This is a genomic window from Pseudomonas sp. P5_B2, from assembly GCF_056400445.1.
Window position 1 is genome coordinate 32,723 of record NZ_JBFULH010000004.1, and the last position, 12,798, is coordinate 45,520.

General features: G+C 59.0%; 12 protein-coding genes. 3 read left to right on the forward strand and 9 right to left on the reverse strand.

Translation table 11 applies throughout. The features are described 5' to 3' along the window. Window positions 1-131: 131 nt before the first annotated feature. The 3 genes from holA to leuS all read right to left on the reverse strand — a co-directional run bounded on the left by holA (window position 132) and on the right by leuS (window position 4,509). A complete protein-coding gene (holA, locus tag AC1DRJ_RS01245; protein WP_477800439.1) occupies window positions 132-1,169 on the reverse strand; it encodes a DNA polymerase III subunit delta in 1,038 nt (345 codons plus the stop codon). Window positions 1,170-1,208: 39 nt separating this feature from the next. After that, complete coding sequence (locus AC1DRJ_RS01250) at window positions 1,209-1,814, reverse strand: LPS-assembly lipoprotein LptE (protein ID WP_477800440.1); 606 nt, start codon at window positions 1,812-1,814, stop codon at window positions 1,209-1,211. A gap of 88 nt (window positions 1,815-1,902) precedes the next feature. Further along, window positions 1,903-4,509, reverse strand: coding sequence for a leucine--tRNA ligase (gene leuS / locus AC1DRJ_RS01255; RefSeq protein ID WP_477800441.1), 2,607 nt, complete (start codon window positions 4,507-4,509; stop codon window positions 1,903-1,905). A 278-nt stretch (window positions 4,510-4,787) separates the two neighbouring features. Here leuS and AC1DRJ_RS01260 point away from each other — a divergent pair, with 278 nt between their 5' ends. Then, on the forward strand, window positions 4,788-5,108 hold the full coding sequence (locus tag AC1DRJ_RS01260; protein ID WP_477800442.1) for a hypothetical protein: 321 nt from the start codon (window positions 4,788-4,790) through the stop codon (window positions 5,106-5,108). 113 nt (window positions 5,109-5,221) lie between these two features. Continuing rightward, window positions 5,222-5,983, forward strand: a complete 762-nt coding sequence (locus tag AC1DRJ_RS01265) for a YdcF family protein (protein WP_477800443.1) — start codon at window positions 5,222-5,224, stop codon at window positions 5,981-5,983. 121 nt (window positions 5,984-6,104) lie between these two features. Here the strand turns inward: AC1DRJ_RS01265 and lnt are convergent, their stop codons facing one another. The 5 genes from lnt to miaB form a co-directional block, all read right to left on the reverse strand. Further along, on the reverse strand, window positions 6,105-7,628 hold the full coding sequence (gene lnt / locus AC1DRJ_RS01270; protein WP_477800444.1) for an apolipoprotein N-acyltransferase: 1,524 nt from the start codon (window positions 7,626-7,628) through the stop codon (window positions 6,105-6,107). Window positions 7,629-7,636: 8 nt separating this feature from the next. Then, complete coding sequence (locus AC1DRJ_RS01275) at window positions 7,637-8,476, reverse strand: HlyC/CorC family transporter (protein WP_007946651.1); 840 nt, start codon at window positions 8,474-8,476, stop codon at window positions 7,637-7,639. A gap of 5 nt (window positions 8,477-8,481) precedes the next feature. Next, the gene (gene ybeY / locus AC1DRJ_RS01280; RefSeq protein ID WP_477800445.1) at window positions 8,482-8,976 is read right to left on the reverse strand and encodes an rRNA maturation RNase YbeY; all 495 of its coding nucleotides are present in this window, start codon (window positions 8,974-8,976) and stop codon (window positions 8,482-8,484) included. Continuing rightward, entirely contained in the window at window positions 8,969-9,973 is a 1,005-nt protein-coding gene (locus AC1DRJ_RS01285) for a PhoH family protein (protein WP_033049346.1), read from the reverse strand. Before AC1DRJ_RS01285 ends, ybeY begins: the two co-directional genes overlap by 8 nt. Window positions 9,974-10,215: 242 nt before the next feature. Then, window positions 10,216-11,544 (reverse strand): tRNA (N6-isopentenyl adenosine(37)-C2)-methylthiotransferase MiaB, encoded by a 1,329-nt coding sequence (gene miaB / locus AC1DRJ_RS01290; RefSeq protein ID WP_477800446.1) that lies wholly within the window; start codon window positions 11,542-11,544, stop codon window positions 10,216-10,218. A 135-nt stretch (window positions 11,545-11,679) separates the two neighbouring features. Here miaB and AC1DRJ_RS01295 point away from each other — a divergent pair, with 135 nt between their 5' ends. Continuing rightward, window positions 11,680-12,009: a DUF1820 family protein gene (locus tag AC1DRJ_RS01295; protein WP_007894425.1), complete on the forward strand. Its 330-nt coding sequence runs from the start codon at window positions 11,680-11,682 to the stop codon at window positions 12,007-12,009. A gap of 121 nt (window positions 12,010-12,130) precedes the next feature. Here AC1DRJ_RS01295 and AC1DRJ_RS01300 read toward each other — a convergent pair whose 3' ends face one another. Beyond that, a complete protein-coding gene (locus AC1DRJ_RS01300; protein WP_477800447.1) occupies window positions 12,131-12,685 on the reverse strand; it encodes a tetratricopeptide repeat protein in 555 nt (184 codons plus the stop codon). Window positions 12,686-12,798: the final 113 nt, after the last annotated feature.

Genomic DNA, 12,798 nt, shown 5'->3' on the forward strand with positions numbered 1-12,798 from the left:
GAGGGGGCTTGCCCCCGCTCGGGTGCGCAGCAGCCGCAGATCCGGCGAATGCAGTCAAATATGAAGATTCTGTGATTGGTTTTGTGGGCGCTTCGCGCCCAACGGGGAAGCCCCCTCACCACAAAAAAACCTTACTCGGCGGGCAATGTGAGGCGCTGACCGGCCATCAACAGCGACAATCGACTGAGGCTCATCCACGGCGAACCGGCTGCCTGCCCTTTGATCTGTGCATCGATCCGTTGAGCCTCCAGCAGCAACTGTGCCCAGCGTTGCGCCGAGTAGCGTTGCAGCGCTTTGCTCATCAGCGGTTTGCGTTTGTCCCAGACGGGCGGCCGGGCCGAACTGAACGCCTTATCCAGTGGTACGCCCTGACTGTACTGCAGCGACAGGTTAGCCAACAGGCGCAGTTCCCTGGCCAGCGCCCAGAGAATCACCGGTGGTTCGACGCCTTCACCGCGCAGCCCTTCCAGCATGCGCAGCGCGTGAGCCGCTTCGCCATTGAGGATGGCGTCGGTCAGGCCGAATACGTCGAAACGTGCACTGTCGGCCACGGCAGCCTGTACGGTTTCGACGGTGATCTGTCCACCCTCGGCCATCAATTTGAGCTTTTCGATTTCTTGCGCGGCGGCCAGCAAATTGCCCTCCACTCGGGCTGCAATCAGTTCAACCGCGTCCTGGCTGGCCGATAAACCGGCCTGAGACAGGCGTTGGCGAATCCAGCTGGGCAACTGATTGGCATCCACCGGCCAGATCTGCACGAACTGAGTCTGCTGACCTTCGATCAGCGCCTTGCCCCACTTGGTTTTCTGCGCGCTGCCGTCGAGCTTGGGCAGGCTGATCAGCAATATCGTGTCTTCAGCCGGGCGCGAGCAGTATTCGATAAACGCGGCGGCGCCTTTGTCGCCGGGTTTGCCGGACGGCAGGCGTAGTTCCAGCAGCCGTTTTTCGGCAAACAACGACATGCTTGCCCCCGCCTGCAACAACGTTCCCCAGTCGAAACTGGCGTCGGCGGCGAAGACCTGACGTTCGTCGAAGCCCTGTTGGCGCGCTGCCGCACGAATGGAATCGGCCGCTTCCTGGCACAGCAACGGGTCATCGCCACTGATGACATAGACCGGCGCGAGGGCACCTTGCAGGTGTTTAGCGAGTTGGGCGGGGGCAAGTTTCATAAGAGAGGCCAAACGGGGCGCCGGAACGCCCCGAAAGTCTTACTGCTGCGGGATCTGGACAGGCGACTGGCGCGGAGTATTCGCCTCAGCCTTTTGTGCGGCTTCCAGGGCCTGGGCTTCGGCCTTGGCCTTGGCTTCAGCGGTCTGCTGCAGTTGGTCCAGTTGCGCCGGGGTGATCTGTTGCAGACGCAGGATCATGCGTTGAACCAGCTCGCGACGGCTTTCGTTGCGGGCGTCGCTGGCTTCCTGGTCCGAACCCAACAGGTTGTTGCCGTCGTGAACGTAGATCTTGCGCACTTCGAGCTTGTCGCTCATCAGCGGCAGGTTATGTGCCCCACGAATGTCGTAGTTCAACACGGTGACCGCTTCATATTCGCCGGTACCACCACCGCCTGTGTAGCTGAGGATGCGCTGGCTATCCTGCTCATTGGTCAGCACCAGTTTGTAAGGTGCGCCGGCGTAGACCTTGACGCCGCTGTTTTCCAGCGCCCGACGCAGTTGCACCACGGTTTCCCCGTAGGCGTTGCGGGCAGTCAAGTCGAGTTCCTTGATCGTCAGTTCAGTGGCGCCGGTGCCGCGCAGCTGGAAACCGCAGGCGCTCAGCAGGACCGCCAGGCCCATCACCAGCAGATTGCGTTTGATCATTTTGTTGCTCCCCTTGAAACCATGTGGGCCGATCTGGCGGCCCGAAAGGTTTTACTCGGCGCAGGGCATGGCCCTGCGCCTGGTCCAATTAGCTGGCGACGATATTGACCAGTTTCCCGGGCACGACGATCACTTTGCGAATCGTCAGGCCGTCAACAAAACGCAAGACGTTTTCGTTGACACGGGCGGCGGCTTCGACTTCTTCACGTGTTGCGCTGGCCGGCATTTCGATCTGGCCGCGCAGTTTGCCGTTGACCTGGATTACCAGTGTCAGGCTGTCCTGCACCAAAGCGCTTTCGTCCAGCACTGGCCATCCGGCGTCGATCACGGGATCGGCGTAACCCAGTTGATGCCACAGCTCGTGGCAGATGTGCGGGGTGATTGGAGCCAACAGCAGCGTCACGGCTTCCAGACCTTCTTGTACCAGTGCGCGATCCTGTTCGGTGCCTTGCGCGGCTTTTTCCAGCACATTCATCAGCGTCATCACCTGAGCGATGGCGGTGTTGAATTTGTGGTTCTGGCCTACGTCGTGGCTGGCCTGCTTGATGGCCAGGTGGATCGAGCGACGAATGGCTTTCTGCTCGTCGTTCAGTCTGGCGACGTCCAGTTTACCTGGCAGGCCCTGAGTCACGTGGGCTTGAGCCAGACGCCAGACGCGCTTGAGGAAGCGGTGCGAACCTTCTACTCCAGAGTCGGACCATTCCGCGCTCATGTCGGGTGGCGAGGCGAACATCATGAACAGACGGCAGGTGTCTGCGCCGAACTGGTCAATCATCGACTGTGGATCGACGCCGTTGTTCTTGGACTTGGCCATCTTCTCGGTGCCGCCGATTTCCACCGGCAGACCGTCCGCGATCAACTTGGCGCTAATAACCTTGGCCTTGCTGTCACGCTCAAGCTCCACGTCCGCCGGATTGAACCAGGTGTAAGCTCCATTGGCTTCGCGACGATAGTAAGTCTCGGCGATCACCATGCCTTGGGTCAGCAGGTTCTTGAACGGCTCATTGGAGCTCACCAGGCCTTCGTCGCGCATCAGCTTGTGGAAGAACCGCGCGTAGAGCAGGTGAAGAATGGCGTGTTCGATACCGCCAATGTACTGATCCACCGGCAACCAGTGGTCAGCCGCGTTTTTCTCTACCAGACCGCCTTCATAGTGTGGCGAGGCGTAACGTGCGTAGTACCACGAGGACTCGACGAAGGTGTCCATGGTGTCGGTTTCACGCTTGGCAGGCTGACCGCATTTCGGGCAGCTGCACTCGTAGAACTCGGGCATGCGCGCCAGTGGCGAACCGGCACCATCGGGCACGACGTCTTCTGGCAACACAACAGGCAGTTGGTCTTCCGGCACCGGCACATCACCGCAGGTATCGCAGTGGATGATCGGGATCGGGCAGCCCCAATAGCGCTGGCGGCTGATACCCCAGTCGCGCAGGCGGAACTGGGTGCGCGAAGCGCCCAGGTTCTTCTTGATCAGCGCGACTTCAATCGCATCGAACGCGCCTGCGAAATCGAGGTCGTCGAACTCGCCGGAATTGATCAGCGTGCCGTGCTCGCCATAAGCGTCCTGCCATGGCGCCGGGTTAGTGTCGCCTGCGCTGGTGCGCACCACGGACTTGATCGGCAGGTTGTACTTGGTGGCGAACTCGAAATCACGTTCGTCGTGCGCCGGGACAGCCATGRCCGCGCCATCGCCGTAGTGCATCAGCACATAGTTGGCGACCCACACCGGCAGTTTTTCACCGGTCAGCGGGTGCTCGACGAACAGCGAGGTCGGCAGGCCTTTCTTCTCTTGAGTGGCGACGTCGGCTTCAGCGACGCTGCCGCCTTTGCATTCAGCGATGAACGCTTGCAGCTCAGGATTGTTCTGCGCGGCCAAGGTGGCCAAATGGTGCTCGGCGGCTACGGCAACGTAGGTGGCCCCCATCAGGGTGTCCGGACGGGTGGTGAACACTTTGAGTGCGCCGGCTTCGCCGATGGAATCGACGTTGTACGGGAACTGCACTTCCATGCCACGGGACTTGCCGATCCAGTTGCGCTGCATGGTCTTGACCTGTTCAGGCCAGCCAGTCAGTTCGTCGAGGCTCTCCAGCAGCTCATCCGCGTAAGCGGTGATCTTGAAGTAGTACATCGGGATTTCGCGCTTTTCGATCAGCGCGCCGGAACGCCAGCCGCGACCGTCGATCACTTGTTCGTTGGCCAGGACGGTCTGGTCGACCGGGTCCCAGTTCACGGTGCCGTTTTTACGGTAGATCACGCCTTTTTCGAACAGGCGAGTGAACAGCCATTGTTCCCAGCGGTAGTAATCCGGCTTGCAGGTGGTCACTTCACGCGACCAGTCCACCGCCAGGCCCAGGCTGCGCAGCTGGGATTTCATGTAGGCGATGTTTTCGTAGGTCCATTTGGCGGGCGCTACGTTGTTTTTCATCGCGGCGTTTTCCGCCGGCATGCCGAAGGCGTCCCAACCCATGGGTTGCAGAACATTCTTGCCTTGCATGCGCTGATAGCGGGAGATCACGTCGCCGATGGTGTAGTTACGCACGTGCCCCATGTGTAGCTTGCCGCTGGGGTAAGGGAACATCGACAGGCAGTAGAACGTCTCCTTGCCTGGCTGTTCACTGACTTCAAAGGACTTTTGCTCATCCCAGAATGACTGGGCGGCGGCTTCGATTTCACGGGGCTGATATTGTTCGTGCATGGCTACTTTTGAACTGAATAGGGGTGGCCTAATCCTCTTCAATGCAACGCTGGACGGTGACACGCCAAATCGGCGTTTCGGTGCCCAGACGAGCTGGAAGTGGAGTTACAGGAAGCGCCGTAGCATACATGACCGCACTCTACCGAGGGAAACCCTGATTACTGTCGCGCGTCTTGTAAAAGTGGCTGCGAGGGCCGTTGGTCGCAGCGCTCAGCCGGTTTGTTCATGGAAGCTAAGCTCTAAAAGGGGAGCGAGTCATATCTTCAATGAGGTGAGGGATGGTTGAGTCACGGCAAAAAGCTACAAAACCGGAACTGTACGAAAGACTGATTGATCGTCTGGGATTGGCTCTGGACGCTGCAAAAACTGCTGGTCGGCTACGCGATGAGCGTCCCCTTGAGCTGGAACTGCGGGGTCTTAGTCCCGCAGAGTTTGAATTGGTCAAAGCCTATCTGGATCGCAGTGAACGTGAAACACGTGGATGCTTGTCAGCAGCAGTTCAGCAACTCGACGCACCACGTTCGGCCAAAATCATCTGGCTCAAGGATAAAGTACCCGGCAGGGAAGCGGTAAAGGTCCGGTCCCTGCAATTCAAGTAAGGGCGCTAGAGCTATTGGCCCTTTTCTTGACACATTCCAAAGCGTAGTCCTTCCGTATTTGTTGTCGCTTTGCGTCAACCCACTTAGGCTTCGGGCATCTCTGGAGATGCTCGATGCCTTTTCGATATTTCGTGAAACAACTTTTGTTGCCCCCCGGCCTTCTCTTGCTGTTGTTGGTGCTTGCGTGGTGGTTGCGCCGCTCAAGACCAAGGCTTGCGGGTGTGTGCTTTGTCCTGGGTTGCGGGGGCTTCTGGCTGATGAGTTTGCCTGTGGTTGTGCAGTGGGGCGCTAAAGCGCTGGAACGGCAGCCGCCGCTGGCACGCGACGAGTGGGCGACGCTGGGGCAGCGCGCGGATGCCATCGTCGTGTTGGGTTCCGGGCGTGAACGCGGCGACCTGGCCTGGGGCGACGACCATCCGACTGGCGTGGGTTTGGAGCGTGAGCGTTATGCAGCACGTCTGGCCAAGGCTTCCGGTTTGCCGGTTCTGACCAGCGGTGGTCTGCATTACGGCACGCCACCCACCGAAGCGAAGATGATGGCGGACTCGCTGCTCGATGATTTCGGTGTGTCGGTGCGCTGGCAGGAAGGGCGCAGCCGCACGACGTGGGAGAACGCGCAGTTCAGTGCCGAGGTGTTATTGCCTCAGGGCATCAAGCGGGTGGTGGTCGTGACTCACGCCTGGCACATGCCGCGGTCTGTCTGGAGTTTCCAGAAGGCAGGATTTGAAGTGGTGCCCGCGCCGGTAGGTTTTTTAGGCGTGGACAATGCCCGACCGCTGGGCGGCTGGATGCCGGAATTCAAGTCGTTATGGCAATCCGGGCAATTGCTGAATGAGGCGGTGGGGCAGATCGGCTATTCGCTTTTCTATCGCTGATGATCGTTCCCACGCTCCGCGTGGGAACGCCGCAATGGACGCTCCGCGTCCGCTTCTGATGCTGTGACGCAGAGCGTCACGGGATGCATACCCACGCGGAGCGTGGGAACGATCAGAAGGGTCAGACGGTTTTTGCCATCCGGTTGGCAATCAGCGCCCAGCCAAACAACAGCACACAAACAATGATCAGCGGCCACGAACGCCATTGCAGGTACGGTGTCAGGTTGTGCATCGGCACGACCTCGCCGTACAGGATGCCGCGTTCGAACTGTGGGATCTGTGCGGTAATCTGGCCAAATGGGTTAATCAGCCCGGACACACCATTGTTGGTAGCACGGATCATCCAGCGGCCCGCCTCAAGTGCGCGCATCTGCGCCATCTGCAAGTGTTGCAATGGGCCGATGGAGGTGCCGAACCAGGTGTCATTGCTGATGGTCAGCAGCAAGTCGCTACGAGCCGCGAGACTGGCCGCGAATTCCGGGTAGACCACTTCGTAGCAGATGAACGGCGCAATCTGGTAACCCTTGGCTTGCAGCATCGGCTGATCGGCGGGCCCGCGCGCGAAGTCGGACATGGGCAGGTCGAAGAACGCGATCAAACCGCGCAGCACATCCTGCAACGGCACGTATTCGCCAAATGGCACCAGTTTCTGCTTGAGGTAAGTGCCTTCGCCCTCACCAACGACAGTAATGCCGTTGAAGAAGCGTTTCTCGTGACGCACTTCCTGTCGGATCGGTATGCCGGTAATCAGTGCCGAATTACGTTGGGCGGTGAAGTTACCCATCATGGTCAGGTAGCTCTCCGCGGACTCCTTGAGCACCGGCACGGCGGTTTCCGGCCAGATCAACAGGTCGACGCGTTTGGAGCGAAAACTCATGTCACGGTACAGCGCCAATTGCGCGTTAAGCTGCGCCGGGTCCCACTTCATGCTTTGTTCGATGTTGCCTTGAATCGCTGCGACGCTTAGCGGTGGACCCGACGGGCTGGTCCAGGCGTGTTCTTTAAGTGCTATGCCGGCCACCCACGGGCCGATCAGCAGCAATGCACCTGCCGCTATAAACCCTTTACGCCCGGTGCGCACCAGACGCAGCGCGTTGTAGATCAGCGCGGCTGTCAGGGCGAGGGTGAAGGAAATCAGCCACATCCCGCCCACGGGCGCGAGTCCGGCCAATGGGCCATCAAGCTGGCTGTAACCGGAATAGAGCCATGGGAAACCGGTGAGGAACCAGCCACGAAACGCTTCCTGACCGACCCACAACGCCGCAAATGCCAAGGCATCCGCCAGTGGCGCTTCATTGCGACGCAACCAGCGCGCCCAAATCCAGGCCGGCAGGGCAAAGAACCATGCAATCGCGGCCGTGAAGGCCAGCATCAACAGACCGGCCAGCAACACCGATGCGCCGCCGAAGTTGTGAATGCTGTAGTAGATCCAGCTGGTGCCAGCGCCAAACAGACCAAAACCGAAACACCAGCCACGGCCCAGGGCCTGACGAGGGTTCAGTTCGCGTAAACCGGCGTAAAAAAAACCGACCGCCAGCAACGCCAACGGCCAGATATCGAACGGCGCCAGGGCCAGGGTGGTGATTGCACCGGCCGCCACGGCCAGCAGGTTACCGGGCCAGCCGGGGCGGGTTGCGCGGAGCATGTCAATCCTTAACGGGCAATTGGGGTCAGGCGCAGCAAGTGAATTCGCCGGCTGTCGGCGTTCAGGATGCGGAAACGGTAAGGGCCGATTTCAGTGATTTCGTTGCGTTTTGGCAAGTGCCCGAACGCGCTCATCACCAGACCGCCGACGGTATCAAACTCATCGTCGGAGAATTCGCTGTCGAAGAACTCGTTGAAGTTTTCGATGGGCGTCAGCGCCTTGATCAGGAAGTCACCGCTGGGCAGCGGCTTGATGTAGCTGTCTTCCTCGACGTCGTGCTCGTCTTCGATGTCGCCGACGATTTGTTCCAGCACGTCTTCAATGGTCACCAGGCCGGCCACACCGCCGTACTCGTCAATGACGATGGCCATGTGGTTATGGTTGGCGCGAAATTCGCGCAGCAACACATTCAGGCGCTTGGACTCGGGCACGAAGGTGGCCGGGCGCAGCAGATCCTTGATGTTGAAGCGGTCGCCGTTTTCCTTGAGGATCAGCGGCAGCAAGTCCTTGGCCAGCAGCACGCCCATTACGTCATCGTGGCTTTCGCCAATGACCGGGTAGCGGGAGTGGGCCGAATCAACCACGGCGGGCAGGAACTCGCGAGGGCTCTGGGTCGCCTTGATGCTGACCATTTGCGAGCGAGGGACCATGATGTCCCGTACTTGCAGGTCCGCAACCTGGATGGCGCCTTCGACGATGGCCAGCGCTTCGCTGTCCAACAGTTTGTTCTGGTGTGCATCGCGCAGGAGCTCCAGCAGCTCCTGGCGGTTTTTCGGCTCGTGGGCAAAAGCCTGGGTGAGCTTACCCAGCCATGACTTCTGCCCGTTGCTCGATCGATCTTCGCTCATAGCGATTACTCTGAATCCTTTGTTGTAACAATAGGGGATGTTTCTGTTTCGTCGTCCGCATAAGGGTCCGGATAGCCCAATTCTGCAAGCAACGTTCGTTCCAATGCTTCCATTTCTTCGGCTTCGTCGTCATCTATATGGTCGTAACCCAGCAGATGCAAGCAGCCGTGAATGACTAGATGTGCCCAATGAGCCTTCAGCTCCTTGCCTTGTTCGACGGCTTCGCGCTCCACCACGGCCACGCAGATCACTAGATCGCCCAAAAGCGGGATATCCAGAAACTCATCGGGTACATCGGCGGGGAACGATAGAACGTTAGTGGCGTAATCCTTTTGCCGCCAGGTGTGATTCAGTTCGCGGCCTTCTTCTTCGTCGACCAGGCGAATGGTCATCTCCGAATCGGCAGTGCGCTGGCGCAGGGCCAGTTCGCACCATTGGCGGAACTCGGCTTCGCTGGGGGCGGGCGCTTGTGTAGCCAGTTGCAGATCAAGCTCAAGCATCGCGGCGGTGGTCCTTGGGGGCTTCTTCGGCCACGCGGTTCTCGAAGCGCTCGTAAGCTTCGACGATGCGCTGCACCAGTGGATGGCGCACTACGTCCTTGGGCATGAAGTGAGTGAAGCTGATACCCGGCACGTCTTTGAGCACCTCGATCACATGGTGCAGCCCGGACTTGGTGCCTTTCGGCAGGTCGACCTGGGTAATGTCGCCGGTGATGACCGCGGTGGAACCAAAGCCGATACGGGTCAGGAACATCTTCATCTGCTCGACCGTGGTGTTCTGGCTTTCGTCGAGGATGATGAAACTGTTGTTCAGCGTGCGACCGCGCATGTAGGCCAGCGGCGCAACTTCGATGACCTGGCGTTCGATCAGCTTGGCGACGTGTTCGAAGCCGAGCATTTCGTAGAGGGCGTCATAGAGTGGGCGCAGGTACGGGTCGATCTTCTGCGACAAGTCGCCGGGCAGGAATCCGAGTTTCTCGCCAGCTTCAACCGCCGGGCGAACCAGCAGGATGCGGCGAATCTGCTCACGTTCCAGCGCGTCTACTGCGCAGGCAACGGCCAGATAGGTCTTGCCGGTACCGGCAGGGCCGATGCCGAAGTTGATGTCGTTGCCGAGAATCTCCTTCACGTAACGCAGTTGATTCAAGCCGCGAGGGCGAATCATGCCTTTTTTGGTGCGTAGCGCTACGGAGGGTTCGGACGGGGACACATTGTCCAGCTCTTCCACGGCCGATTCCTGCAGGAACAGGTGAACCATGTCCGGCGACAGCTCGGTACCTTTGGTTTCCCGGTACAGGCGGCGCAGGAGGTTTTCCGCGGAGGTGGTGTGTTTGGGTTCGCCGATCAATTCGAACTGGTTTCCGCGGTTGCGGATCTCGATGGTCAGGCGCTGTTCGATCAAGCGCAAATGCTCGTCGAATTGCCCGCACAGATTGGCGAAACGGCGAGCCTCAAAGGGCTCGAGGATGAAACGATGTGGTTCTATGGGTGCGTTCAAGGTCGTATTTAGCCGCCCTGGGGCAATTAAGATGAAATCAAGGATAACGCCAGTGGGCTGGGTGCGAAAGCTCTTAAATAAGATGCCGAATTCCGACACTTGATCTGTGGTGAGGGGGCTTACCCCCGTTCGGCTGCGAAGCAGTCGCAAAATCTTGGGACCGCTTCGCGATCCAACGGGGCGATGCGGCGTTCCGACAAGCCCCCTCGCCATAAAGCTCGCTCCCGCAAGGGAATGCGGTGTTACTGGATCAGCGAGCCCCGTAGCGAGTGCGGTTGTGCGGCGTCGATGTGCACATTGGCGAACTGGCCGATCAAGGTCGGATTGTCGCAGCGGAAGTTGACGATACGGTTGTTCTCGGTCCGGCCTTGCAGTTCGCCGGGGTCTTTTTTCGAATAATCGGTAACCAGGATCCGCTGGATTGAACCGACCATTTGTCGGCTGATCTCAAAACCTTGCTGGTTCAGGCGATGTTGCAGGGCGTTCAGGCGCTCTTTTTTCAGTTCTTCAGGTGTTTCGTCGGCCAGATCGGCAGCCGGAGTGCCTGGGCGCTGACTGTAGACAAACGAATAGGAAAAGTCGAAACCGACGTCTTCGATCAACTTCATGGTCTGCTCGAAGTCTTTCTCGGTTTCACCCGGGAAGCCGACGATAAAGTCCGAACTGATGCAAATGCCCGGCACGGCGGCCCGCAACTTGCGCAGTTTGGACTTGTATTCCAGTGCGGTGTGGTTGCGTTTCATCGCCGAGAGGATCCGGTCCGAACCCGATTGCACTGGCAGGTGCAGGTGCTTCACCAGTTCCGGCACATCGGCGTGGGCCTGGATCAGGCTGTCGGAGAATTCCAGCGGGTGCGATGTGGTGTAGCGAATCCGGTCGATGCCATCGACAGCGGCCACAACGCGGATCAGCTCGGCCAGATCAGCCAGGCGCCCGTCATGAGTCGTGCCGCGATAACCGTTGACGTTTTGGCCCAGCAGCGTCACTTCACGCACGCCGTTTTCGGCCAGGTGGATGATCTCGGCAATCACGTCGTCGAACGGACGGCTGACTTCTTCGCCTCGGGTGTAAGGCACCACGCAGAACGTGCAGTACTTGCTGCAGCCTTCCATCACCGACACGTAAGCGCTTGGGCCGTCGACGCGTGGCTCGGGCAAATGGTCGAATTTTTCGATTTCCGGGAACGAGACGTCGACCTGCGGCAGTTTGGTGGCGCGTGCGGCGTCGATCATTTCCGGCAGGCGGTGCAGGGTTTGCGGGCCGAAGACCACATCCACGTACGGTGCGCGATCACGAATGGCGGCACCTTCCTGACTGGCCACGCAACCGCCGACGGCGATCACCATGTCCGGGTTGGCAAGTTTCAGTTCGCGCCAGCGGCCGAGTTGGGAGTACACCCGGTCTTGGGCGCGCTCGCGGATTGAACAGGTGTTGAGCAGGATCACGTCGGCGTCTTCAGCGCGAGCAGTGACTTCCAGGGCCTGGTGTTCACCCAGCAAGTCGACCATGCGCGAGCTGTCGTACTCGTTCATCTGGCAACCGTGGGTTTCGATGTAAAGCTTCTTGGCCATGGATACAGTCATCACGTGATTCAAAGAACCGCGCATTATAGGGAACATGTCCCAAGGTTCCTACCGTTGTGCGTCCAGTGGCTATGCTATAGTTCGCGCCCTCATTTTTATCCCCAATTGTGTTGCTCGCCCACCATGACCAAACGTGAAGCTCCAATCTACAAGGTGATTTTCCTCAACCAGGGCCAGGTGTACGAAATGTATGCCAAGCAGATCTATCAAAGTGATCTGTGGGGCTTTCTGGAAGTGGAAGAGTTCGTCTTTGGCGAGCGCACGCAAGTGGTCGTCGATCCGAGCGAAGAGAAGCTCAAGGCTCAATTTGAAGGCGTGGTGCGCAGTTTTGTGCCGATGCATTCGATTGTGCGCATCGACGAGGTAGAGCGTCTGGGCACTCCGAAAATCAGCGAAGCCCGTGGCGCGGTCGGCAATGTCATGCCGTTTCCGATGCCGATGCCTGAGAAGTAGGTCAAAAAAACGAGTTGCCCCCTTCGCGAGCAAGCCCGCCCACATTTGATTTGTGTACGACACAGATCAAAATGTGGGAGCGGGCTTGCTCGCGAAGGGGCCAGTCAGATCAATACAGAAATCAGGGCAGTGGCGAAAACGGCGTACGCCCATCCGCGCTCTGCAATTCCATCAGGTATTTACGAAAGATTTGCCCCAGCACTTGGGTAGCCACTTCAAGTTCCTCGCGCGGCATCTTCTCGGCCACTTCATCCGCCGTGTCCAGCGCATCTTCGGCGCCATTGACCGCCGCCATCTTCAGCACGATGTACGCCTGAATATTATTGGCCGGTACGCCTTCGCCGTGGAAGAACATGGTGCCCAGTTTGAATTGCGCCTGAGCGTGGCCTTGCAGTGAGGCCTTTTCGAAATAGCTGAGGGCTTTATCGAGGTCGCGCGGCGCGTTTTTGCCGTTGTAGTAGAACTCACCCAACTCGTATTGCGCTTGCGCATCCCCTTCATCCGACGCTTTCTGGCAGGCGGCGAGCGCTTGTGTCAGGTCTTGCGGCTGAGTATTGAGGGTGCAGCGACCCATCGCTGGGATTAACAACGAATTGCCGCCTGCTTGTGCGAGCGCGAGCAGGGGCTGAAGGAGCAACAGGCAGCCCAATGAAAGGGCGCGGCCGGTGCGGTTCATGGGAATCGACTTACCTCTGAAGGGCACGCGGACCCATCGAGGGATCCAATAAGCGCGCATTATGAAATAAGCGGGGCCAACCTTACAAAGTCTTTACTCGTTTTTCTGCTGCG